The organism is Ignavibacteria bacterium (assembly GCA_015709655.1).
In the GTDB taxonomy this organism is placed as follows: domain Bacteria; phylum Bacteroidota; class Ignavibacteria; order Kapaibacteriales; family Kapaibacteriaceae; genus OLB6.
The window spans coordinates 2,432,597-2,458,760 of sequence record CP054181.1 but is presented as its reverse complement, the minus strand read 5'-3'; the positions used below and the strand labels follow the sequence as shown (position 1 = coordinate 2,458,760).

The window sequence follows — 26,164 nt, the reverse complement described above, 5'->3', positions numbered from 1 at the left end:
AAATGCTATGTAGGGGGCTGGTCACTGCGTTGAGTACCCGCCGTTTTATCGAGCTTGCTAATCGAACTTTGGCGTCCGTCTTCCAGTTGATTTTGCAAGTCAGGCTCGAGTACGGCCTCAGCACTTCGCCAGATCTGCTGACACGGGAATCTGTTTTCGTACAATGCCCTGCCAATCACGACACTATCCACATTCTGCGGAGCAATACGCTGGAGTTCCCACAGTTGTTCTGAGTTGGCGATACCGCCCGCCATGGTATACCGCGCCGGTGCAGCCGATGCTACCCGTTCGATAACAGCAGGGTCCTGGCCTGCCAAAGCCCCTTCCCACTTCTTCTCGCCGTAGATAACACGGCGGATGCCCAGAGCATAGGCCTGCCGAATCAGTTGTTGATCTTCGACCGAGGCCATATCCCGGAAATGAACAAATCCATTCTCGGCTCTGATACCAAGGGCAACTCTGTTATTGCCGTAATCGGCAACCAGCCGGTGCACTTCCTCAGGGTCGGTAACGATAAGGGCGTTTACGGCAACCCGGTACACACCTGAATCCAGGAGGTGGCGAAGCACTACAGAATCGTACTGCAGTGAGACAAACTGAATAGGGATGTCAACGGCCTGCTGCATGGCAATGGCCGCCTTCACCGATGCGGTATTATCGGCTCCCGAAAATGAATCATTATCGCGGACATGAATACACTTAGCATTTTCCCGCCGCCATAACTGAGCCATCTGAACCGGATTATTGCTCATTCCACGGTACAAATTCTCGGTGCCCGGCTCACCAAGAACGCAACGGGCGCAATGTCCGTCCGACAAGTCAATGGCCGGTATGATCAGCAGAGCCTTGGTCATATTCCACGCAGCGCAGTCCGAATAAGTTGTTCACTGGATTCCGAGAGTTCAGGGCGAGCTGTTATCGCCTGTTTTACAGCCTTTTCGGCCGCCTGACGCGTAAAGCCAAGTGCCTGAAGAGCACTGATGGCATCGGCAACCTGCTGGGTATGGCCAACCGCCGGTATTTCGTGCGGCTGAGCTGCCACAGTTACCATCTTGTCGCGTAGCTCAACTACCATTCTTTCTGCGGTTTTCTTTCCGATACCGGGTAAACGCATCAGGGCGGGGATATTCCCCTGCATGATTGCAGCCTGCAAGTCTGAAATAACTGCTGACGATAAAATGCCCAGTGCTGTCCTGCCACCAATTCCCTGAATGGTGGTAAGCAGTTTGAATGCTTCGCGCTCCGGTTCGGAGGCAAAACCAAAGAGTGAGAATGCATCTTCACGGACAGTAAAAACCGTGAACAGCGTCACGCTTTCACCTACTGCGGGTACAACATCCATGGTAGAGAGTGGTACCATCACGGTGTATCCAAGGCCACCGCAGTCAACCACTACTTCCATCCCTGTCTTGCTCAGCACTGTGCCACGAACTCTGGAAATCATAATGCAAAACTCTGAAAGCTTTCCACTCTCAACAAGACAAATCGGTAAAAAGGCCGAGGAAATTGCAGAAGAATTTCTGTTGAACCGTGGGTACGCCTTGCTTGACAGAAACTATACATTTAAGAAGTACGGCGAGATTGATCTGGTGATGAAGGATGGCCAGACCATCGTGTTTGTAGAAGTCAGACACCGGCGAAGTCTGCAATACGGTACACCGGAAGCCAGCATCGGATACCAGAAAAAACAGAAACTCCGCCGCACTGCCGAAGGGTATTTGCTTACGCATGGTTTGCGGAATGTTATGTGCCGGTTTGATGTGATTGCTATCGATCTTGTTGCCGGGACTCCGGTTCTCCGACATCTGCCGGATGCCATTTAGCCGTTATCTTCGCTGTATGTGGACGTACATACTACGGCGTATCCTGCTGTTTATACCTACCCTGATCATTATCACCATGATCAGTTTTGGTATTAGCAGAATGGCTCCCGGCGACCCCGCGGCAATGAAGGTGGGCGTGAGTGCCGAGGGTGGTATGGGTACTCGTGCAAATCTAAATGCTAAACAAATTGAGATGATACGGGAACAATGGCATCTGGATAAACCAGTATGGCAGCAGTACATGATATGGACAGGTGGCTTACTTGGCTTTAACATGCAGACGGTGTTTGACAAGGATGGGATGCACATGTCGAACATTAGGTTCACCGGGGTTCCGGATCTTGGTAATTCGTTTAAGGATAACCGACCGGTGTTTGACAAGATGCTTGAACGGGTTCCGGTTACCATCATCATGAATTTATTCGCACTGCTGATAGCGTACGGAATTGCCGTCCCCCTGGGCGTGTATAGTGCCACACATCCGGGTACGTGGTTTGACAAATCGTCAACATTTACAGTATTTGCACTATACTCACTGCCATCGTTCTGGGTGGCCACCTTAGCCGTTACGTTTTTGTGTAATCCTGAATTCTTATCGATTTTTCCCAGCGGCGGACTTCGTTCCATGGCAGCTACCATGTCGTGGAATTTCTGGCAGCGGCTGGCCGACTTTGCGTGGCACCTGACGCTTCCCATGATTGTGTACGTATATGCTGACTTTGCGTTTATCTCCAGGCAAATGCGCTCATCAATGCTGGAGGTGATCCGACAGGATTACGTGCGTACCGCTCGCGCCAAGGGGCTCAACGAACGATCGGTGATTTACAAGCACGCCTTACGCAACGCCCTGATACCGTTAGTAACACTTGCTGCAGCTATCCTTCCTCACATGATAGGGGGCTCTGTTATCGTTGAAACGATTTTTAGTATCCCGGGGATGGGCTTGCTATCATACGAAGCATTGCGCGCTCTGGATTACCCGATGATCATGGCTGTATTTACCATCAGTGCTATCCTCACACTGGTGGGGATGCTGATAAGCGACATTTTGTATTCTGTAGTTGACCCCAGAATTTCGTACGGAGCCAAGAAGTCATGACCGACAGCATTACTGCACCCAAGGATGCTCATGCCGGCGAAAGTTATAGCAGGTTTGTGCGACGTCAGTTTAAGAAGTCCACCTTTGGAATGGCAAGCATCTGGCTGGTGATTGTGTTGGTATGTGTTGCTATGTTTGCCGATTTTCTTGCCAATAACAAGCCAATTGCTTGCTCGTACAAAGGGAGCATTCAGCTGCCGATTTTCAAGGAATACCTTGTTGGCCTTGGTTTGTCAAAGTGGACTGCGGAAGAAGCCACCAGGGAATGGTCAGACGTAACGTACGACTGGAGTATATTCCCGCCAGTACCGTACGGGCCAAGCACGACCGACAAAACACTTATTGCGTTAAAAGACCGTGCACCATCGTCCAGACACTGGCTGGGCACCGACGACGTAGGGCGCGACGTATTTGCCGGTATTATTCACGGCTCCAGGTATGCATTATCCATTGGTCTTGTTGCAATGTCGATAGCACTTGCTCTTGGCATCGTGTTAGGTACTCTTGCCGGATATTACGGTGGAACCGTTGACCTGCTGATATCGCGATTAATAGAAATCGTTATAACCATGCCCAGTCTGTTCCTTATCCTGACAATATCGGCAATGGTTGAGGAAAGCTCTATTTGGTTAATCATGTTACTCATTGGTTTAACTGGCTGGACCAGTATTGCTCGGTTCATGCGGGGCGAAGTGTTGCGGGTACGCAACCTTGACTACGTTAGTGCCGCTACCTCGTTAGGTTACAGTACACGGCGGATTATGTTCAAGCATGTATTGCCTAATGCTATTGCACCCGTATTGGTATATGCTGCCTTTGGTATTGTAGGAGCCATCCTCCTGGAGAGTGCATTATCGTTCCTTGGCTTTGGAGTCCCCCCCACCGTTGTCACCTGGGGTTCCGTTCTCTACAAAGCCCGCAGCAGCACCTATGCCTGGTGGCTGGCTGTCTTTCCCGGGTTAACAATCTTTATCACGGTGGTGGCATTCAACTTCATCGGCGATGCGTTACGTGATGCTACCGACCCGCGGCTGAGAGGGTAGAACCTGACCGCACCATCCTCTGATACTTTTTTTAAAGTAAGTGTACATCTATTTTTATAGCATCACTTATTGTAAATGCAAGGGATGTTTGCATGGTATTCACTTCATGTACGGGTTGCAGGGGGTATGCCCCCGGTGACAGCACGCCGATATGCAGAACCGCAATACCCTGGTATTAGGAATGGGTTAGCGTACAACCACAAAGAACCCCGTTGCCCCTACGGTGTTTGGCTGTGTGCCGGCGGCGGTAAGCATGACGCTGTAGCTGCCGGCGGCTAATCCGTGCAGGGTGATCACCTGTCCATCGCGTACTGTCCGTGTTGTCAGGGGACTGCCCAGCGCATCGGTAACGGTGAGCAGTGCCTGATGGTCGGGGTGCTGACGCAGTATGCCGGTGGTCAGGATTGTGACCGTTCCCTCCGAGGGATTGGGGTAGATGTGCAACCGTGCGGCAGTGTCGGCGGCGAAGGCCGTACCGCGGCGGAGGTTGATAACCTGAATGGTGTTGCTGGCACTCTTGCTGTAGGATTCCGCTGCCGGATCAATGTCGGTATCTTCACGCATGACGGAAGAGCTGCTGCCATGATACTGCAGGCGCAGACGATAATAGCGCTCATCGCCTTCGGTAATATAGTACCGGCACTCCAGTGGATCTTCATAGCTGTTATTGTCGGCATCTGCCAGAGTTAACAAAGCTGAGTACCGTGCCCCTGCAGGCGCGGTGGTGTCAGGGTCATGGTTTTTGTTCCGGGCACCAGCGGCTGACTCCACGGCCTCAATCGTTAGCGATATCTCTGAGCGCAGTAACCCCATACTCAGCACCTTGAGTTCTTCAAACGAGCCCACAGTAAAGGGGTCAGACACCCAGCCGGATACCGGAGAGGTCATGGCGGCCATCTGCAGAGCACAGGCTGAGCCTGCACTGCCATCATCAGTTTTGAGAGATTGATAAACAGGTGTAAAAATGATTTGTTTAGTATCGCCACGAAGCCCGCGCATGGTAAAACTGCCGGCAGGCGTCTGGAAACCGCAATAGGTTACCGGTGCGGCGCTCTGTACGTCAGGAGTTTCGTCGGTGCTTTCATCGGTGGCCTCTTTGTAAAATTGCTCGGCCGAGAACAGCAAACTCGGAGCATCCGACGCGGAGTACTGCAGGCTTCGTCGCAGCGTGTGCAGTCCGCCCGTCTCTTCCTTCTGCCGCAGCGACACGTGTGGCCAAGCCCCTTTGCCCCGCAGCACATCGTAGTGATAGGTGATGGCCGGTGAGCCCGGCAGTGCCGGCATCCGGCGCAGGTAGATTTGCTGGCTACTGAGGCTGGCAAACTCACCGAGTCCCGTCCAGTAGGCGGCATAGCTGTTCTGTTTATGCGCTCGCAGCTGCTGGTAGGCGCTTTGTGGCAGGATGCTATAATTGGCAACCAGCGCCGAATCGGACACATTGCCGCTCAGAATGTGCATACTGTCGGCATAGGTTACCAGCGTATCATCGGCCACACCCTGCCAGGTGAGCGAATCCATGCGTACGGCTCCGGAGGCAAGGACAGGATGAAATAAACTGCTGCCACCGGTACTCCCGGTCGTATTAGCCCACCAGTAATGAAGTTCGTTAGCTCCTGATCCGGACATGTCAATAAAATGATTATACCGGATGCGACTACGATTCACCGACGGAACCCATTCGGCCCAGCAGACGGTTTCATGATTGTAATGAAACAGACCGTTAGTGCCGGACGTGTCGTGGTCGCGTATGTAGATCTGCATGGCGCTGTCCTGCAGGCTTCTGACAACCACCGGCAGCTCTGCCTGTTCACCGGGCGAGGTGCCGCCGACAATGGCGATTCTGTTTGCCGGGTCCACGGGTATCGCCGGCGGCGTGTCGGTGGTATATGACAGTTCAACAAAGGTAGGAAGCAGGCGTTCTATCTCTCCATTCGTGCCGGGTCGCTCACGTAACCGCGTGTAGCGGATATGACGATTGGCTGCCGGGCCTTCCTCCCAGACCAGTGTAGAGGTGGTCTGATGCTGCTCCAGGTTGCTGTACACGTTCAGCGACGGATAGAGAGCATCTCCGCCTTCAATGTGGACTGTGTCGCTCCCGCCACCTGGTTGCACGATGATGTTCGGTATCGTTGGCATTGGCACCACAGCCAGGGATTGATCGCTCGGCAGCCACGCCTGTGTACTTGTCTTGGTGGCAATGCCGATACCCTGGCCTGCCGACGACCAGGCATAAAACAGACGGTTCTCGGCCGAAGCATTGACAACCGGCGTACCGTACCGTGCCAGGCTCCCAAGAGTGTCGGCCGGTGAATCCGCAGCTCCCGGCGGCACGTCGTGCCCTATATCTTTATACGCCACCACCAGTGACTTACCGTTCACCTCCAGTGCTGCAGGGTTGAGAATACTGACATCAGGAAAGGCATTCTCAACAATATGAAAGTAATTATTATTTGCATACTGGTTTGTGGCCCACATGTCCTCACAGGCATAGACAACAAATATCATGGGAGTATCCTGTACGGTCTCGCGAATAACGATTGACGGGAAACCGCAGCAGCAGTCCCGCATGTGGCTTGCTGTGTCAGGTACTGATTGCAGGTATGCGTAGGTATCCTGAACACTGAGGCGGGTGCGTTCGACAGGATTCCATTGGTTGCCAAAGGGGAGATGGGCGGTTGTTACTCGGCTTAACCGTACGGGAGGCTCCCACTGCATCTGCTCTATGCGGTAGAGAGAATCCTTGTGGTAGGCATGCGAGCGCCGGTAGTACACCGTCCATGGACCGTTTCTGGCAGGATCGGTATCACGCCGGTGAAACACCATGTGATAACGGACCGAATCACCGTAACCGCCGCCGGCACGCCGTACGGGGTACACAATCATTTTGTTTTGAGTGTTAAAGGCCAGATATCCGCTGCCAACAGTATCTGTTGCCGGCAGGCGCTGCACGCGGAGGTAGCGTGTCTCACCCGGGCGCAAGAATAACGCTAAGGTGCTATTCCAGTTTATGATTGTATCGATGGCATAGAGTGAGTCAGCAGCAGGGTGCATCTCCCGGATATGGAGTAAGTATGGTTTTCCAGGATCTACACTGTAGGCAAAGGGTAGTGTTATGCGCCTGGCGCCTGTCTGCTTGTAGCGCAAATCCGGACGGCTGTTGCGCGTTAGCGTGTCATGCTCGTAGCCGGCGATCCATTCTACCGAGTCCGTCAGTGACGTGTTAAACAGAAAGGGGCTCGTGCGACGATTGGTAACAGCGATAACACAATTATCATCCGACAATCCAGTTTCGGATGTATCGAGCAGCACGATGTCATAGAGCCGCTCACCCGCCGGCTCGGTCTCTAAACGCAGTGTGGTGTCGGTGGGTGATGTGCGTGCCCACCGCTGCACCGCAACAGACGAATCAGAAGAGACGGTGAGCCATTTCCGGAGCCGCGACATGGCACCATTCTCCCAGATCTTGTAGCCATGCGCGTACCAGGCCACAGGACGTGTTTTCATAAATAACGATGCATTCGACTCATGCGGGCCGCGACGTCCGCCAGTAACCGTATCGGTAACCAAATCATGCCACCACCGGGTTTCGCTGCGCACCGAGAGGCGGCCTACATACACATGCGATGCCGGAGTACCGCTGATGAAGCGACTAAGCTCCATTTGTTTTGCTAACGAATCCAACGGTGCCCACGGGTGAATGCGAATACTATCATTTTCTGTATAATAATCGCTGCCAAGATGATCCGAAAAGAATACACTGTCGGCAGTAACCGTACTATCGTCCTCCCATGCCCAGGCGGTACCATCCTCGGTAACATAACCCGGATAGTACTTGTCAAAGTAGACAAGCTTCCCGGCGGCCGTATTCGTGAACGTGTCCGGCAGCGGTGCCGGCGCATACTCATGTTTCCATTTGTCGTAGAGAAAGCCCCGCGTGCCCAGGTTTAGTTGTGTGCCGTGACCCAGGCGCACTTCTTCGGCAGTGAGCGGACGAAACTTCTCGTAGCGCACATACGGGCGCATATTCTTATCGAAGCCGAATTTCGGGTCTAAGTGATAAAAGAAATTACTCCAGAAGTAGCGGCGCCGGGCAAAATACCAGTCGCCATTTTGCCAGATATGGGTATAGACAGAGTGCTCCTGCATTGCCGCAGGGCCTACACCGGCATTGTTGCTGTGGATTAACACTTCGTAGTTTTTTATCAACGAATAGTCACCCGTTAGCGGCAAACCTATCGTCTCCCAACTTTCATGATTAATAACATTGGTTTGGATATCTGTTTCATAACCACGGTAGGGGGCGTTGGTACCAGTGCGGCGATAGCCGTTTTTAATGCTTAGAATCGGAGCCGGGATCGGTTGATTGCCATCAACGTTCCACTCGTCCACATAGGTGCGTGCAAGGTACGGTGCCGCTGTTGCCCGTGACGGCATCGTAGCGCCGGCTGTCCACGGGAATTTCGAGGGAAAGCCATGGAACTTTAAACGTCCATATTCGCTGAGGTCATCGCCCGAAACAACACGCGAGCCGCCATAGCCCGTTTCACTCGTGAGCCGGCCATCTACAAAGTTGCACCGATAGCGCATGCCCCACAGATGGTCCATATCGAACTCATCGTGCAGGTAAAACGACAAGGCGCGGACACGATGACCTGAGAGTGCTTGTACAGTATCGAACCTCTGTTGCATCGCCGTGCGATGTGCTGCAAACGCCTCGTGCCATGACGAATCATACCACCCGCTGGTGGCACGCCTGGTGAGCGGGGTAACAAGCATCACCGACCGTAGTGCCACTGGCGAGGTGCCGTGATACCACAGCGTAACACCCAACGAGTCAATCGCATGGTAGCGCATATTGTACTGCGACGAGTCACGCGTCGTGTCGCCACTACTATTAACAACGATGTTTATCAGCGTACTGTCTGCCTTATCAGGGTTAGGAAACTTGAAAATTCCATTCTTGAGAATATGGGGACGGCGATAAGGGTATGGCGTCCCCCAAACATCTCGCATTTCCCAAATCGTATCGGTACGAAACTCCGCCACAATGGTAATATCCGGTCCGCCGGGGTCGCTGTGGCGCGGCAGCATGGCTCGGGTAATCACAATAGAGTCCACATACTCACTCGCGATATCGATAGCGTGCATCGTCCGCTCCAGGCCTCGGCCATGCGGTAATGTATCAACACTGCCTGCAGCCCCCTGCGGTACGTACCGGAAGGGCATACGAAGTCTTTTAGGCATATAATCATCAGGTTTACTGCTATCTTGGTCCTTCCAGCGCATCTGGTACGGTACCACAACCGAGAGTACCGGCGTAGAGTCACGGATGGTGTCAGTCTCTGAGGTCCGCCGCAGGTTGATTACCAGTTGCAGACGGCGGCAGTCCATGGTGTCATCATGAAATGTGATATGGTTACCATTAGAATCTGCTATGAATGCCTCTTTGTAATACAAATTCCAATCAATATCCCGATGGATGCTCGTGTAGTTGCGCAGCTCAGCCACATCTAACACCCTCTGTGGGTTGGAGTCCATAGCGGCAGTATCCAACACAAAGCGCCGGTAGTTGGTATCGGTCGGCAATGCTGGGACGGTGCCGTGGCTCTTGTAGCCAAAGGTCATCGGCCACGACTGAGCATCGCGGGGCTGCCACTGCCGGTCAACGCCGGCATTCTCTGCCGGATCCCACCGCAGGCCATACCACGGCTGCAGAAAGTACCGCGAGTCCGGGTGGCTGCCACCCATGGTGATCAGCGGCGAACCCCAGGTGAGATACTGCCTCACCGTGGTATCGGTGCCAAGCTTGCACATCAGCTGCAGACTGTTGGGATCCAGCCAGCCCCAATTACTATTGGTAACATTGGTCCGCAAAGCTGCATTCACCTTACTCAGCGGTGAGGCCCCCCACTGGTGTCCCAGCACAAACTCTGGCACCGTATCGGCAAACACATCATTATCCCAAAAGGTGGAATCCCACTGCCGGAGTGACGTGGGCGCATAGGTGTTCTGGGCCGGGCACACGGTTGCAGCCACAAACAACAGCATAATAATGTATATTATCTTGGTATTCATCACTCATTCCTCCCTCTCCTACAGCACAAGACTGAGTGTCACAAAGGTTTCACCGGTCCGTACGCGCAGCAGGTAGGCACCGCGGGGCTGGCGGCTGAGTACTGAGCTGAGATCGTAGCGGTTAAGGCCGGCAGTGCCGGCGCTGGCGGCAAGAACGGCATACGTGCGCCCGTCGGTGGTGACCAGCTCCGCAGATACCGTACACGGATCGTGAAGACGGACCTCGAGAATACTGCCGTGAAGCGTGGCCAAGACAGTATCTGTCAGGAACAGTCCACTTTCAACATTCGTTACAGTTGAATCAAGTGTTAGTACAAGGATTACTCCGTCACCGCCAGATAATACAAATTCTGGCTTACCGTCTCCGGTCTGATCGTTGATGGCAGTATAACCGGCTGCAGGTTGAATGCCCGTACCTTGAGGTTTGAAAGAAGCAAATGGGTGAGTCAGGTCATCGACTAGGCAAAATACCTGTCCGAAGCCTCCAATATGAAAAGCAACGACCGGCTTTTCTGTACCCAGTATGTGCCCGATATTCCAGGGATTATAAAACACCGTCCCTCGCACCCGTTCACCGGAGTGGACAAAGCGGCTGCCGGTAACATCGAACCGCTCTAAAACACCGGTGTTAAGCTCACTGTCGAGCTTGTAGATCAAAAACCAGTCACGCCTGGCTATCGTGTCCTGGACAACGGCTATGCAGGATTGCCCCGGAAAGCCATCGGCACGAATCGAATCCAGGGGCGTATAGCTAATCTCGACGCTGTCGGCAGTGCGATGCACCTGCAACTCACTCATCACCACCCAGGTGCGCCATACATCGGTATATTCATAGCTTACGCGATAGCCGCCGGCCGCCGTGCGCCACAGGGCTACGATACCGGTCACATCATTGCCCTGCGGGTCTTTGACCATCGGCAGGTACAGGATCCGCTCGCAGCCACGGCCCGCAGCAGGGCCACCACGGATCACACGCGCCGTGTAGCCACCTCCGCCAATATCACACACCAGGTCTTCGTAGCCGTCTCCATCGATGTCGCCAGAGAGATCAATGTTGATCCCACGTTCACCAGCTCCCCAGCAATTAATTTTATCGATTTCACGTTCAAGCTGAAATGGATACGTGTCGGAAAGACACCGATCAACGCGACCAGCCCAATCTATGTACTCTTTTGGTGGAATCCCGTCGTAGTCGAATAGGTCGAAGGATGCGCTCCACCCTATTACCGGACGCGTAGTATCAATACGGGGATAGGTAAAACAACCAAACCCACCTGAAGTAGTGGGGACAGCCAAAATGTTCATTCCGCCAACTCCACATGGGGAGACGAGGTATAGTGGTGGTCCAGCATTCCCCCCCACGACTTTTTTCCACAGCAGGGTAAACTCCCGGGCGCGGGATATATCTATGGGGGTAACCGGCTGTGCCACCAATGGCACAAGGGGCAGTAGCACGAGCAGAAAGCCTAAAGCACTACGGCGCAAGCCGTGAATAAAACGTCGGGCGGGAGTGTATCGATAAGTCATAAGAACTCCTGATAGAATATGTACCACATAAAGTAACACATAATTTCCTAATAACACGACATACAAATTTCTTGTCGCCCCACCTCCGGCCCCACCCCCGGCCCCCTCCCAAAACCCCTTCGGGCTTTAGGGAGGGGGAGCCAGATTCATAAGAGTTTTTGATAATAAATGTTGGGGCGCACGGCCGTGCGCGCGATATAAACAGACACATCTGTTCTTATCGTTATTATCGATATTATCGTTATTATCGTTATTATCGTTTTATATGATGTTTCGTAGGGGCGACCACGTGGGGCCGCCCCTACGGCTCATGGTATTGTTTATAATGGTTTGTACGGGCGGGTTTCCCACCCATACGGTATTGTATTGTTTTTTATCGTATTTCGTGTGGGCCACGTGGGAGCGTCCGTTCAATATCGCATCCATGTTTACAGGTTTACACAAACCTCCTGCACCCCCGAACCACGTCATCTTTCCGGGCGGACGCACTTCGGCCCTTCGGGCCCCTCCCCCACCTCCACCACCTTCGTGCTTTACCACCTACCACTGCAGCTCGGCCGGTCGGCTGTGGTGCGCAGCCTACACATAGATCATTTTGGATTTCCGGAGCAATTGCTATTGGGGATAGTACACCTATGCTACCAAAACGTGACCGGTTTTTACACGGTGGGTTGGTACCTGAGCTTGCCGAAAATCAACAGGCTCAATCACCTCTGCTCCCAGCAAATTCTTAAATCCTGTTAATTCGTGCCTGACATACTCCCGTACTCCCAGTCTCTAATACTGCGTCCTATCTTCCTTCTTTCGCCACTCCCCAAACAGGTCTTGTTGAAGGGTCAGATCTATCTTCTCTATTTTAATGCTATGTTCACCTTTCGCCTTCGCGATTTCCTCGTAAATGAATTTATCACTAAAGCCGATTTCGGCGGCATCCGCTTTGGTGTAGTAATAGTACACGGTTTTGATCCGTGCCCAGTAGATGGCGGCAAGGCACATCGGACATGGCTCGCAGGTTGTGTAGATAACGGCATCGTCTAAATGAAAGGACTGTACCTCGGCACATGCATTTCGTATAGCAACAATCTCTGCGTGCGCCGTTGGATCATGGTGTTTCGTGACCATGTTATGTCCTCTGCCTATGATCGTAGTGTTTGCAACTACTATCGCTCCAAACGGACCGCCCTCATTCGCACGCATTCCTGAAAAGGCTTCAGTAAATGCTTCATTCATAAAATGATGGTGGATCATGATGATGTCTCCATGAGTGTATTCATCAAAAGTACACCGGCTCCGCCCTTTGTCCATCGCAAAACACGGCAGTGTTTAATAAGGGGTCGTGAATCCACGATGCCCTACACCTCAAGCCCCCTTCATTCGTCTTTGCGTAGGTTTACAGAAAGACTTGTATGAGTACGAATAATGATCTGAAGGTTTACCTGCCCCTGGAGGGCGTCGACAGTGAGCACTGCGCCATAATTGTTGATAAGGGACTTTCTACTGTTCAAGGTGTAACGGCACATGCGGTTGAATTGAATAACCGTCGTGCGGTGCTTAGTGTGGCGTCGAATGACGCGATTTCTGCTGCTGTGCAGGCTATTACTAATCTTGGTTATGGTGTAACTGTAGTCCACAAGCAGTTTCCGGTGCTCGATCTGAGTTGCGCTTCCTGCGCGGTAAGTGCAGAAACCCTGGTGAAGGCGGTGCCGGGTGTGGTAAGGGCTGCTGTGAATTACGGGAATGCGATGCTCACGGTTGACTACCTGCCCAATATGACTAACCCGAATGCTCTACAAGCGGTTGTTCAGGCAGGGGGCTATGACTTGCTGATAGAGTCCGATGAACCAACGGAGACGCTTGAAGAAATCCACACCAGGAAACTTACAGCGATCAAACGCAAAGCCGTGTGGGCGATGATTTTTGCAGCTCCGGTATTCGTCATTGGAATGTTCTTTATGGACATGCCGTTCGCAAATGAACTGATGCTGCTGTTTACTACGCCGGTAGTGCTGTGGAGCGGACAAAGCTTTTTTACAAACGCATGGAAACAACTCCGCCACCGTTCGGCCAATATGGATACGCTGGTGGCTCTCAGCACCGGCATTGCCTACGTATTTAGCATCGTTGCAATGCTGTTTCCGGAGTGGTTCACGAGCAGCGGGCTCCACGCACACGTGTATTTCGAGGCTGCGGCGGTGATCATTGCATTTGTTCTGCTTGGGAAACTATTAGAAGAAAAGGCAAAGTCGAACACGTCATCTGCTATTTCGAAGCTTATTGGTCTGCAACCGAAAACGGTGACGCGACTCGCTGCCGACGGCTCGGAACAGATTGTTTCGATTGATACTGTTGGAATGGGTGACTTGTTGCGTGTAAAGCCCGGCGAAAGTATTGCGGTTGACGGAGTGGTAACCACCGGTTCTTCATACGTGGATGAAAGCATGCTCAGCGGCGAGCCGGTTCCAGTTCTGAAGGAAACCGATAGTCAGGTATTCGCCGGAACGATTAACCAAAAAGGAAGCTTTATCTTTAAAGCGCTAAAGGTTGGCAGTGAAACCATGCTTGCAAACATCATCAAGACCGTGCAGGATGCTCAGGGAAGCAAGGCACCGGTACAGCGGTATGTTGATAAAGTTGCAGCAGTCTTTGTGCCCGCAGTTCTTGTGATTGCCATTGTAACTTTTTTTAGCTGGTTGATTTTTGGTGGTGCAAACAGTATAACCTATGCGTTGCTCACCTCAATCTCAGTACTGGTGATTGCATGTCCGTGTGCTCTGGGACTTGCCACGCCGACAGCAATCATGGTCGGCATCGGCAAGGGAGCCGAAAATGGCATTTTAGTAAAAGACGCTACTGTTCTTGAAACTGCAACCAACGTCTCTGCAGTCGTACTCGACAAAACCGGTACTATCACCGAAGGTAAACCGTGTGTTACCAACCTCCGCTGGCATTCGGACGATACCTGCGCCGGTATTTTACTTGCCATCGAGATGCACTCGGAGCATCCGCTGGCCACCGCCGTCACCGAGCACCTCTCTGCCATAGCCCCCTCCCCAATCACCCGGTTTGAAAGTATTACCGGGAAAGGGGCTTTGGCATACGCCGATGATGAGCTGTACCTGGTTGGAAACACAGCATTGTTGGAGTTACACAACGTTTTTATTTCAGACGAACTTAAACAGCAGGCGGACGTATGGAGTGCAGACGCCCAAACCGTCATCTGGTTTAGTAATGGCATTATGGCACTGGCTGCCATTGCCATTGCCGACACCATCAAGAGCAGCTCAGGGCAGGCGATTCGCACATTGCAAACGATGGGGATTGAAACCTACATGCTTACCGGCGATGCGCAGGCAACTGCACAGGCAGTAGCCACCGCGATCGGAATCAAACACTATCGGGCCAGCATGCTCCCCGACCAAAAGGCTGAGTATGTAGCAAGGCTTCAGGAGCAGGGACAGGTCGTAGCAATGGCAGGCGATGGCATTAACGATAGTACAGCACTCGCTACGGCCGACATCAGCATCGCCATGGGCAGCGGTAGTGGCATCGCAATGGACGTCGCCAGAATGACCATCGTTTCATCCGACCTAACGAAGATTCCTGCAGCACTTCGCCTGTCGAAGCTCACTGTTAGCACCATCCGTCAGAACCTCTTCTGGGCTTTCTTCTATAACGTCATCGGCATACCTATCGCCGCAGGAATCCTTTACCCATTCACCGGCTTCCTGCTCAACCCAATGATAGCCGGTGCTGCAATGGCCTTAAGCAGCGTCAGCGTGGTAAGCAATAGTTTACGTTTGAAGTGGCGGCGATAACTGAGATAGAGTAAAGAATGTGTGCGGATAACTATTGCAGTCCATTATTCACTGCTATTGAGATTGCTTCGCGAATACCGTCGTATGGTACTGAAATAGCAAAGTCTTCTAACGCTTTTAAAGTGTATGTTTTCTGATCACCTTTCAATCTATATAGTTCGTTTGTTGCAACAACATAGAAACGCCATTGTTCTATTTCCAGCGGGTTTACAGTCGCCTTGTTAGTATGCTGGAGTAAACAAAAAATATACACATCTGAGTCACGCACTACAACTTCGGAATACTCATGAGTTGATTCAATCCATTTACGAGCCGGTTTGATACTGAAGATTACCGAAGACAGGCTGGTCTGTGCCCGCGATTGTAGGAAAGTTGAGCATTTAACCTCGATCCTAACACCCTCAGGTGTCATTAAATCATACGAACCCCATTCATCACGCGGCTTTGCTAAATCAATGCCCATTGCAGTTGCAACGATAAATTCTGCCAGAATGCCCCGCGTAGCATTTGAGACCAGGTCTGATGCACTCCACTTCCAAAAATCAAGCAGGTCATAGCTGATCGGCTTTTGGTTTTTACAGAACTGCTCTTTACCGGTTTTTGCAGTCACTTCAAGTTAAAACAATTCCATTTCTTCACCTGAACTAAGGTTCAAGCACAGTACAATGATACGCCTAATTCGAAGCGGACCACCAACACACTGGTAGCAAACAACTAAATTCGAGTTGACACAATGGCACCTACCTTCCCTAAATATCGTTCAGATGGTTATGCCATGTTTGTTGTGGTGTTTCTGCCCGATATAATCAATCGCTCCACATTGAGTTTTTTTTGACAGCCACAACCGCGGGCAACCTGGTTTACCAGCCTGTCAGAGACTTCCCCACAGTACCGTATTTTTGCACAATGGATTCTCACATCACACTTCAATTCAAAACCAATATCAACTGTGACGGCTGTATTAAGTCGGTAACTCCATTTCTGGACAAGGTGCAGGGCATCACCAAATGGTCGGTAGACACAGATACTGTGGATAAGATTCTCACGGTAAATCTGGAAGGGGCTTCCGGCGATGATGTTCAGGAAGCCGTTAAAAAAGCGGGCTTTACCATCGAGCCGGTGTAGGTGGTAACCTGACCCTGAAGGGATTACGGACTCAGCCGTTCCAGCAGCCAGTCATCATTTTGTTTACGGAAGCGGAGGCGGTCGTGCAGCCTGCTAGGCCTGCCCTGCCAGAACTCGATGGTATGCGGAATCACTCTGAAGCCACCCCAAGTATCGGGTCGGGGAATATCCTGCTGATCGAACCGGGCATGCAACAGTGCGTAGTGCTCGTCGAGCTCTTCACGTGATTGAATAACGCTGCTTTGCGCCGAAGCGTGAGCACCAATCCGGCTATCACGCGGACGGCTATCGAAGTATGCTGTACTCTCTTCTGCTGTGGACTTCTCAACGATGCCTTCGATACGTACCTGACGTTCAAGCTCAGGCCAGAAAAATAGCAGAGCAGTATTGTGGTTGCCAAGAAGCTCAGTCCCTTTTCTGCTGTTGTAGTTAGTGTAGAACACAAAACCATGGTCAACTCCTTTTAGCAGTACCATACGGACAGATGGTGCGCCACCATCATTGACACTGGCCAAAGCCATTGCCGTTGGCTCTGGCAGTGAGGCGGCAACAGCTTCATCAAGCCAGACTGAAAATTGCTCTAACGGATTGCGGAGCACCGTATGCTCATTGAGTAAGGCTTTGGCGTATTCCTTTCGAAGCGCCGCAATGTCTGCCGATTTCATAGGTTGTCCTTTGGATGTTCTTAGTCAACAACAATAAATTTGAGCACCGTTGGCAAGCCCCCTTCAACATACATAGCGTAAACGCCAGGTCTCCATCCACGAGTGTCAAAAACAAGTCTGCCTGTGCTTCCCTTTAGTACTGATATTCTTCGACCGTCAATGGAATATACTGACGCGCTGACATTCCCGTCTGCCAGCAGAACAAGGGGCACGCCGGCCTGATGCGGAGTACTGCCAGCAATGCGCACGTTGGCTTCACGATGCTGGTCATCCCTAATCTTGGTTACAATCTCTACCGTGCTCTCCAGTAACACATCATTGTCCGGGTCAAGAGCAACGGAATCAACCGGGAAAGCAACGGTAACATCAACTTTTTCTTCGCGATTGCGAACGATGATCGTGGTGTCTACAACCTCGGCAACTCCCATAAACCGAAGCCCGAGTGGAAACTGAAAAACCGTTGGAATATTTAATGTATCCTGAACTTGCGTCAGCCACACGGTTGCCTGAGTTGTTCCATGTTGGCTACGTAACTCGGCGGTTGCAAGGACTTGAGGGTGGAATTTCTGGATAAGCCACTGATCAAAGAACGTATCCCATGGAATAATCGGATCAGATATCTGCTGTTTTAAAAAGTTTACAAATTCATAGGTTTGTTTACTTGTTGGTATTGGATGGCTGAGCCACTCCTGAAGTGCTGAAATAAACACATCCCCGTACATCCGGTACAGCATGTGATACACCCAGCCTGATTTGCAGTACGTAGTTCCTTCGTTAAAAATCAGGTATGGTGGCGGATCATAGATGGACGGATCTGTTTTTGAAGTTTTCAGATACCGAATCTTTCGGGCCATCATCTGATTGTTATATCCCGTACGTCCGTAAACTTCGCCACTCCATAGAGCTTCACCCCATGATGCTCCGCCTTCGTTAAGCCAGATATCAGACCATGTACCACAGCTAACGATATCGCCCGTCCACTGATGTGCCAGCTCATGAGCAAGCCCTGCCTCAGCCTGACCGTTCAGCCATTTCCTGTTGGCAAGGGTCATGGTCTGATGCTCCATTGCGCCAATTGTAAGCGGTGCTGCAAACACATGTCCGTAGCTGGCAAATGGATATCTGCCAAAATACTTCTCCAGTCCGGGGATCATCTTGGGCATTGATTTCAAGGCATTCACAGCACTATACGGACTACTGTCCCGATCCATCGGCCAAAAGAAATTATATATCGGTATTATTCTACCATCGATGCTGGTAGCCTGTTGATTCAGCGTATCAAACACACTGGCGGCAACACTGAACAGGTAGGTTGGCATTACATTGTTTTCCTGCCAGGTAAACCATACCGATCCATCGTCTTCATTTTTAACATCTTTCAGGAGTCCGTTCGACACACCGGTGTAGCCTTCGGGTACCCGAATGTGGGCTGTAAACATTGCCTTGTCATGCGGTGCATCGTGGCACGGATATGCATACCGAGAATCCGTGGGTTCGGTAAAAACGTAAGCAATGCCAAACGGATAGGCTGCAGATGTATCGATTTCACCAGGACTATATCCGTACATTCCGCGCCGACTCTGCTCGCCGATAAACACCAGGGTAAGTGTATCAGTCTGACCTGTCTGAAGAGTGTGGCCCAGATTCACCGTCACGCCCCCTGCAGATTTTTCGACTTCGGTAAGCTGATTATTAACAGAGGCTACCAGGACAGAAATTTTCTCAGCGTCCAGGGTAATTCTGTCAACGGGCTTGGTAACCGTAAATACAATATGGACAATGCCGGAGAAGTGCATCTGTCCGCGTTCGGAATGCGGGACAGTTACCAACCTGCGCAAATCAAACCATAGCTCGTAGCTCTTCACATCAAGGGTACTGTCAACCTCCTTTCCCGGGAAGTCAAGTATAGCACCTGAGTGGTCGTGCAATGGGTACATACGTTCGTAGAGTACCGGGTTCTCAAAGATTTTCTCAACGATCTGCGAAGACACGTAGGACGGCAGAAGAGCAAATGCAACAACAAGTACGGAGTAGAACGTGCGTACGGAGAATTTATGCGCCATGGGGTCCGGTTTTAGGTAAAGGATTTTTATGGAAAACATACGTATCTAACCACCAGCGAATATCGGCATTACTTTCTTCACGTCTGCCTGCAAGAACATGGTCGGCATTGTCGTACATGATCAGCTTATACGGATGCTGCAATTTTTGCAGCTCTTGAGCCATCAGCAGCGAATGTTCCGGAGCAACCCGTCGGTCACCCGTCCCGTGCAGAAGCAGCAGCGGCGTTGTCTTGCACAATTGATCGGCAAAGGTCAATGCACTTCGTTTTTGTGCTTCTGCTTGTTGTGTGGCCTCATCGGATAACGATTTAGCCATCATCTTCCAAATGAAACTTTTTTTATCTTCGTGATGCAACGCCGTTGGTGCTCCAAACGTTACGGCGGCTCTGAACCTATTGGTCCTGGTTAACATCATCAGCGTAATCATACCGCCGCGCGAGCCCCCTACCACACCAATCCGGTCTTGATCAACGTAGTTTAACTGTTCCAGGACACGCAGACTGTTCATGGCATCATTAACATCGGCACCACCGAACTCTTCGATGCCTTCGGAGCCGCCCTGACCGCGGTAATTCGACGCAATGCTAACGTAGCCCCATGATGCGTAGAGTGCAACATAGGCGGCAGCACCAACATCGCTGAGCGCACCACGCGGACCTATGCCGCCGCGATTAAACATGACTGCCGGTAACGGATCTTGATATGTCCCGGGTAGTGCCAGATAGCCATGGATCCGAAGACCATCGGATGCATAGACGATACGATACATCGCTACTGAGCGGTAGCGTTCGAACTCTTCGGACGTCATTGCCCTGCGTGCCATATTAAGCGACGTTGCAGGCAGCGCAACTGCTGAACTTTCAAGTATGGTGCCGTTAATCAATGCTGGTATCGGGAGCGGTATTTTTTTGATAAGCGTTTATGCCTGTTGTCAAGGTCCACAGGTCTACCGTCAATCCACGCATGGGTAACCTTGTTACTCCGCACATCCAGTGCATCACCATCGCTAATGAACAACGTGGCACTCTTCCCTACGTCAATCGATCCATACCTGTCGGCAATACCAAGAATATGCGCCGGCGCAATTGTAATGGCAGCAAGTGCTGCCTCGGGCTGCAGACCGTAAGCTATAGCCGTACCTGCCTCGAACGGGAGAGAGCGGACGCTCCAATAGCCCGGTTCGTTGATGCAGAACCGTATGCCGGCAGCCTGTAGGCGGGCAGGGAGTGTGTACGGGTCATCATAGCCGTCTTCGGCACGGCCTGGCAGACGATGTACGCGATCCAGGATCACCGGTACATTCTGCTGCTTCAGAAGTTCGGCAACAGTACCGGCTTCAGCGCCACCCGCAACAATACCATTTATTCCAAATTCTTTTATAAAATCCAATACTGCAAGAATCTGCTGACGCGACTGAGCGCCAAAGATCACAGGGAGTGATCCGTCGAAAACACTGCGCATTGCCTCTAACCGCAAATTCCGTTTAGCGGTATCCAGGCCGGCATCATCCATCACCGCGTACGCACGGGCATCTTCGAATATTCTGCGTATCTCATCCAGTTGTTTTTGCTGATCCTTGCGCTGCTCTTCCGGACTCCGTTTTTCCCACCACGACGTACTTACCGACATTGATGGCCAATTAACCACCAGTGCACACCGCGGTTCGATTGCAATATCTTCTCGCGTCCACCCATCAAGCCGCATCACCGAACACAACCCACTGATCAAGCCCCCTTCCGGACTGACGTTGGCAATCAGGATACCGTTTGACCGTACGGTAGGGATAATGTCGCTGTCGGGATCGTACGCCGTTTCAGCCCGCACATTAGGATTAAACCTGCCCACTTCTGCAGCATCACGCGTAGCACGTACAGCTCCAATTTCATTTAAGCCCAGGGTTGTCTGTGCCCCAATAAAACCAGGGTACACATGCTTGCCACGCGCATCAATGACCGTTGCACCTTCCGGAACATCCACCAGCTCACCCACGGCGGTAATCGAACCATTGGTAAAAACAACTGTGCCATTACGCATTGTGCCCGACGTTACCGTATGTACAGTTCCCCCCGTGATCGCAATCGGGCCGGTAACAACCCGTCCGGGAATCTCGCTTCCTCCATACGCAATGAGGGATGGGAAGGGGCTAAGGCCCACAAGAAGAAATACAACCAGAATGAAACGATGTAGCATATCTGCAAAACTAACTGTTTCGGTGCTACACCAAATGACGCTTCAGCCAGGCACATCACCGTGGTACAACAAATAAATTCACCGAAAATGAAGATATTATTTGGTGCTTAACGCCGTGGTGTCGAACTTTGCACCCCCGCGGGGTGTAGCGCAGCCCGGTTAGCGCGTCTGCTTTGGGAGCAGAAGGCCGCAGGTTCGAATCCTGCCACCCCGACTTTTTTCTTGTCCCCATCCCATGATCTCTCTCCAACCATGTGTGTTTTTCACATAGGACATGAATTCAAGATTTACGGGACTTATTGCTCCCAGACAGTAATTGAATCATGAAATTGCTGATCGGGTGGAGTGGTCCCATAAAAATGGACACATTAGGGTAGGTGTTTTTGGTTACGAAAGTAGTTGTTTTCAAAGTCAACGGGGGTTGTATATCCAAGTGTTGAATGCAGTCGTCTGCGATTATAAATGTTCTCGATGTAGTGTGCTGCCTGACGCTTCAGGTGCTCGAGATCGACGAAGTTGATGTCGTTGAATTCTTCGGTCTTGAGCGTGGCAAAAAAGGATTCTACTGGTGCGTTGTCCCAGCAGTTTCCCTTGCGGCTCATGCTCTGCGTTGCTTTACAGTAGTCAGTCAGAAACTGGCGATAGCCTGCCGCAGCATACTGCGAACCGCGATCACTATGAATGAGCATGCCGGTGGCATAAGAACGGTTCTTCCAGGCCTTCCAGAGTGCCGTGATGGTGAGCTGTTGCGTGATCGTCTCTGACAGATGCCAGCCAATGATGCGACGCGAGAACAAATCCATCACCACCGCCAAGTACACATAGCCAGCGTTGGTCTGTACATAGGTGATGTCGGCAGCCCAGACGGTGTTCGGTTTCGTGACGGTAAAGTTGCGATTGAGCCGATTGTCGGCCACCGGGTGCTGATGTTGCGAGTCGGTAGTTTGCACCAACGCACGCCTGGGCGTGCGCTTGACACGGATGCCGTCTTCCCGCATCAGCCGGCGCATTTTGTGACGGCCTGCCACAAGGTTGCCTCGCCGCAGTTCCTTGTACATCCGGCGGCTGCCGAAGGTATGGTTGGACTTCTCATCAATCTCGCGCATGGCACGCACCAGCTTGCGCTCATCGTCACTAAGCTGAGGTTCAGGTCGCTTTAACCAGGCATAGTAGCCGCTGGCACTCACCTGCAGCACATGGCACTGCAGGCGCACCGGCCAACAGTGCCGGTGGTTGTTGATAAACATGTATTTCAGTCCCTTCCCGGCGGAGCGGCAAAGATCGACATCGCTTTTTTAAAATGGCCAGTTCCATTTCTGCACGCTCAGCGCGCTTACGCAAGGCTCGTACTTCGGCGGCAAGCTCGTCAGGTGTCTTCTGCCCGGCAGCTGCTGCAGCTCCAAGCGTACGCTTCCAGTACGATAGTCGCTTGACGTCGATGCCAAGCTCACGGGCCACCGAGGCCAGCGTACGTCCCGCAGCTACCATCTCCAGGGCGCGACGTTTAAATGCTTCATCATAAATGCGAGGTGGATGTTTCATTGCTCTTTCCTTAGATTTTTGGAAAATTACACCTTCCCCGTAGTGTCCACTTTTTCAGGACCACTCCACGGGTGTACAGAATTTACGTTTCGTGGTTTCGGTATACTGCATGTCTGCTCGGTGTCTGAATATGTCGATCGCCGGGCCCCAACCACCACCGCACGCAGCATGCCCGTCGCTTCGCTCCGGGCCGCCCACCCCGCCTCCACCACCAGACCATTGCCAGGTCGCCACACACCTTTTCTGTTTCGGTCGGCTGGGCCGACCTCTGGTGAGAATGAGTACATCCGGATGCAATTGCTGATAGAATGTATAGGTGTAAGATAGAAATGTGACGCAATCGACAGGCATAATTCTAAAACCAAAACGACGGATTACAACGGTCTTGTCCGAGCCTGCATTGCCATGCCTCCATCGTAACACCGTGCGGACGGTGCCCGTCGCTTCGCTCCGGGCTGCCCACCCCCGCCACCACCACCAGACCATTGTCACCGCATTACACACCTTTCCCGTCTCGGTCGGCTGGACCGACCTCCGGTGAGAAATGAGTAAATCCGAATGCAATTGCTGATAGAAAGTGTGTGGATGGGGTTGGAATGTGACCGAGAATGGTAATTCTTCCCGTCACGTTTATCCTTCGTCGAGGTACGTATTCCGAATGTGATCGCATCGGAATTCCTAAGGTTATTTATGTAAGCTGCGCAACACAGCCGAACGGCCGAGCTGTAGTGGTTGGTGGTGATGCACGATGGTGGCGGAGGTGGGGGTGGGGCCCGAAGGGGCGTAGTGCGTCCGTCCGGAAAGATGACGTGGTTTGGGGGTGAAGGAGGTTTGTGTATAACTGTAAATATGGATGTGATATTGTACAGACGCTCCCACGTGGCCCACACGAAACACGATTAAAAACAATACAATACCGTAGGGGCGGGAAACCCGCCCGTACAAACCATTATAAACAATACCATAAGCCGTAGGGGCGACCCCACGTGGTCGCCCTTCACGAAACCATATATCAATCGATAAACCGCTATCAGAGCGGATGGCATCCGTCCACGCATTAGCAATAAGGTCTGGGGCAGGGCCATGGTCACATATTCTAGGGAAATCCCCACTATACGTAAAAGCAATTGCTCCGGAATTCCTACGGTTCTTTACGTAGGCTGCGCAACACAGCCGAACGGCCGAGCTGTAGTGGTTGGTGGTGATGCACGATGGTGGCGGAGGTGGGGGTGGGGCCCGAAGGGGCGTAGTGCGTCCGTCCGGAAAGATGACGTGGTTTGGGGGTGAAGGAGGTTTGGGTATAACTGTAAATATGGATGTGATATTGTACAGACGCTCCCACGTGGCCCACACGAAACACGATTAAAAACAATACAATACCGTAGGGGTGGAAACCCGCCCGTACAAACCATTATAAACAATACCATAAGCCGTAGGGGCGACCCACGTGGTCGCCCTTCACGAAACAACATAAAAACGATGATTCCGTTAGGGCGACCCCACGTGGTCGCCCTTCACGAAACTCATATATCAATCGATAAACCGCTATCAGAGCGGATGGCATCCGTCCACGCATTAGCAATAAGGTCTGGGGCAGGGCCATGGTCACATATTCTAGGGAAATCCCACTATACGTAAAAGCAATTGCTCCGGAATTCCTAAGGTTCTTTACGTAGGCTGCGCAACACAGCCGAACGGCCGAGCTGTAGTGGTTGGTGGTGATGCACGATGGTGGCGGAGGTGGGGTGGGGCCCGAAGGGGCGTAGTGCGTCCGTCCGGAAAGATGACGTGGTTTGGGGTGAAGGAGGTTTGGGTATAACTGTAAATATGGATGTGATATTGTACAGACGCTCCCACGTGGCCCACACGAAACACGATAAAAACAATACAATACCGTAGGGCGGGAAACCCGCCCGTACAAACCATTATAAACAATACCATAAGCCGTAGGGGCGACCCCACGTGGTCGCCCTTCACGAAACAACATAAAAACGATGATTCCGTTAGGGCGACCCCACGTGGTCGCCCTTCACAAAACCATATATCAATCGATAAACCGCTATCAGAGCGGATGGCATCCGTCCACGCATTAGCAATAAGGTCTGGGGCAGGGCCATGGTCACATATTCTAGGGAAATCCCCACTATACGTAAAAGCAATTGCTCCGGAATTCCTAAGGTTCTTTACGTAGGCTGCGCAACACAGCCGAACGGCCGAGCTGTAGTGGTTGGTGGTGATGCACGATGGTGGCGGAGGTGGGGGTGGGGCCCGAAGGGGCGTAGTGCGTCCGTCCGGAAAGATGACGTGGTTTGGGGGTGAAGGAGGTTTGGGTATAACTGTAAATATGGATGTGATATTGTACAGACGCTCCCACGTGGCCCACACGAAACACGATAAAAAACAATACAATACCGTAGGGGCGGGAAACCCGCCCGTACAAACCATTATAAACAATACCATAAGCCGTAGGGGCGACCCCACGTGGTCGCCCTTCACGAAACAACATAAAAAACGATGATTCCGTTAGGGCGACCCCACGTGGTCGCCCTTCACGAAACCATATATCAATCGATAAACCGCTATCAGAGCGGATGGCATCCGTCCACGCATTAGCAATAAGGTCTGGGGCAGGGCCATGGTCACATATTCTAGGGAAATCCCCACTATACGTAAAAGCAATTGCTCCGGAATTCCTACGGTTCTTTACGTAGGCTGCGCAACACAGCCGAACGGCCGAGCTGTAGTGGTTGGTGGTGATGCACGATGGTGGCGGAGGTGGGGGTGGGGCCCAAAGGGGCGTAGTGCGTCCGTCCGGAAAGATGACGTGGTTTGGGGGTGAAGGAGGTTTGGGTATAACTGTAAATATGGATGTGATATTGTACAGACGCTCCCACGTGGCCCACACGAAACACCATATAAAACGCAATAAAACGATAAGAAACGATAAAAACGATAAGAACAGATGTGTCTGTTTATTTCGGGCGCACGGCCGTGCGCCCCGACGTCCAGTACGTTGCATACATCTGATAAATCTGGCTCCCTCCCTAAAGCCCGAAGGGGTTTGGGGAGGGGGCCGGGGGGAGAGGCCGGGGAGGGGGCCGTAGAGGCGACCCCACGTGGTCGCCCTGTACGAAGCACCATATAAAACGCAATAAAACGATAAGAAACGATAAAACGATAAGAACAGATGTGTCTGT

Annotated in this window: 17 protein-coding genes and 1 tRNA gene; 6 read left to right on the top strand and 12 right to left on the bottom strand. The window is 51.9% G+C overall.

The features are described 5' to 3' along the window. Positions 1–5: 5 nt before the first annotated feature. Complete coding sequence (locus HRU79_09880) at positions 6–854, bottom strand: hypothetical protein (GenBank protein QOJ26933.1); 849 nt, start codon at positions 852–854, stop codon at positions 6–8. After that, positions 851–1,444, bottom strand: a complete 594-nt coding sequence (gene ruvA / locus HRU79_09875; protein ID QOJ26932.1) for a Holliday junction branch migration protein RuvA — start codon at positions 1,442–1,444, stop codon at positions 851–853. The genes HRU79_09880 and ruvA overlap by 4 nt, the downstream gene beginning before the upstream one ends. A gap of 1 nt (position 1,445) precedes the next feature. Between ruvA and HRU79_09870 the strand changes: the two genes are divergently transcribed. Genes HRU79_09870 through HRU79_09860 form a run of 3 tightly spaced genes read left to right on the top strand, consistent with a single transcriptional unit; the run spans position 1,446 to position 3,965 of the window. Next, a complete protein-coding gene (locus HRU79_09870) occupies positions 1,446–1,823 on the top strand; it encodes a YraN family protein (protein ID QOJ26931.1) in 378 nt (125 codons plus the stop codon). 16 nt (positions 1,824–1,839) lie between these two features. After that, positions 1,840–2,922, top strand: a complete 1,083-nt coding sequence (locus tag HRU79_09865) for an ABC transporter permease (protein QOJ27316.1) — start codon at positions 1,840–1,842, stop codon at positions 2,920–2,922. After that, positions 2,919–3,965 (top strand): ABC transporter permease, encoded by a 1,047-nt coding sequence (locus HRU79_09860; protein ID QOJ26930.1) that lies wholly within the window; start codon positions 2,919–2,921, stop codon positions 3,963–3,965. Before HRU79_09865 ends, HRU79_09860 begins: the two co-directional genes overlap by 4 nt. 186 nt (positions 3,966–4,151) lie before the next feature. Here HRU79_09860 and HRU79_09855 read toward each other — a convergent pair whose 3' ends face one another. From HRU79_09855 to HRU79_09845, 3 genes are all read right to left on the bottom strand, one after another. Next, positions 4,152–10,040 carry a T9SS type A sorting domain-containing protein gene (locus HRU79_09855; protein ID QOJ26929.1) on the bottom strand — a complete coding sequence of 1,963 codons (5,889 nt, stop codon included), beginning with the start codon at positions 10,038–10,040 and terminating at the stop codon, positions 4,152–4,154. Positions 10,041–10,058: 18 nt separating this feature from the next. Further along, positions 10,059–11,567 (bottom strand): hypothetical protein, encoded by a 1,509-nt coding sequence (locus HRU79_09850; GenBank protein QOJ26928.1) that lies wholly within the window; start codon positions 11,565–11,567, stop codon positions 10,059–10,061. Between the two features lie 777 nt (positions 11,568–12,344). After that, positions 12,345–12,815, bottom strand: coding sequence for a nucleoside deaminase (locus HRU79_09845; GenBank protein ID QOJ26927.1), 471 nt, complete (start codon positions 12,813–12,815; stop codon positions 12,345–12,347). A gap of 158 nt (positions 12,816–12,973) precedes the next feature. Between HRU79_09845 and HRU79_09840 the strand changes: the two genes are divergently transcribed. Beyond that, on the top strand, positions 12,974–15,382 hold the full coding sequence (locus HRU79_09840; GenBank protein ID QOJ26926.1) for a heavy metal translocating P-type ATPase: 2,409 nt from the start codon (positions 12,974–12,976) through the stop codon (positions 15,380–15,382). A gap of 31 nt (positions 15,383–15,413) precedes the next feature. Here the strand turns inward: HRU79_09840 and HRU79_09835 are convergent, their stop codons facing one another. Next, positions 15,414–15,992, bottom strand: a complete 579-nt coding sequence (locus HRU79_09835; GenBank protein ID QOJ26925.1) for a hypothetical protein — start codon at positions 15,990–15,992, stop codon at positions 15,414–15,416. A gap of 296 nt (positions 15,993–16,288) precedes the next feature. Here HRU79_09835 and HRU79_09830 point away from each other — a divergent pair, with 296 nt between their 5' ends. Continuing rightward, on the top strand, positions 16,289–16,507 hold the full coding sequence (locus HRU79_09830; protein ID QOJ26924.1) for a heavy-metal-associated domain-containing protein: 219 nt from the start codon (positions 16,289–16,291) through the stop codon (positions 16,505–16,507). A gap of 23 nt (positions 16,508–16,530) precedes the next feature. Here HRU79_09830 and pdxH read toward each other — a convergent pair whose 3' ends face one another. From pdxH to HRU79_09810, 4 genes are read right to left on the bottom strand one after another with little or no spacing between them, the layout of a single operon-like run. Continuing rightward, a complete protein-coding gene (gene pdxH, locus HRU79_09825) occupies positions 16,531–17,172 on the bottom strand; it encodes a pyridoxamine 5'-phosphate oxidase (GenBank protein QOJ26923.1) in 642 nt (213 codons plus the stop codon). A 20-nt stretch (positions 17,173–17,192) separates the two neighbouring features. Then, a complete protein-coding gene (locus HRU79_09820) occupies positions 17,193–19,235 on the bottom strand; it encodes a hypothetical protein (GenBank protein ID QOJ26922.1) in 2,043 nt (680 codons plus the stop codon). Then, positions 19,225–20,118, bottom strand: coding sequence for a S9 family peptidase (locus tag HRU79_09815; GenBank protein ID QOJ26921.1), 894 nt, complete (start codon positions 20,116–20,118; stop codon positions 19,225–19,227). The genes HRU79_09820 and HRU79_09815 overlap by 11 nt, the downstream gene beginning before the upstream one ends. Next, the gene (locus HRU79_09810; GenBank protein QOJ26920.1) at positions 20,115–21,425 is read right to left on the bottom strand and encodes an amidohydrolase family protein; all 1,311 of its coding nucleotides are present in this window, start codon (positions 21,423–21,425) and stop codon (positions 20,115–20,117) included. The genes HRU79_09815 and HRU79_09810 overlap by 4 nt, the downstream gene beginning before the upstream one ends. Positions 21,426–21,564: 139 nt before the next feature. Here HRU79_09810 and HRU79_09805 point away from each other — a divergent pair. After that, positions 21,565–21,639 (top strand) — tRNA-Pro (locus HRU79_09805). 154 nt (positions 21,640–21,793) lie between these two features. Here HRU79_09805 and HRU79_09800 read toward each other — a convergent pair. Then, entirely contained in the window at positions 21,794–22,672 is an 879-nt protein-coding gene (locus tag HRU79_09800) for an IS3 family transposase (GenBank protein QOJ26919.1), read from the bottom strand. After that, a complete protein-coding gene (locus HRU79_09795) occupies positions 22,572–22,967 on the bottom strand; it encodes a transposase (GenBank protein ID QOJ26918.1) in 396 nt (131 codons plus the stop codon). The genes HRU79_09800 and HRU79_09795 overlap by 101 nt, the downstream gene beginning before the upstream one ends. Between the last annotated feature and the right edge of the window lie 3,197 nt (positions 22,968–26,164).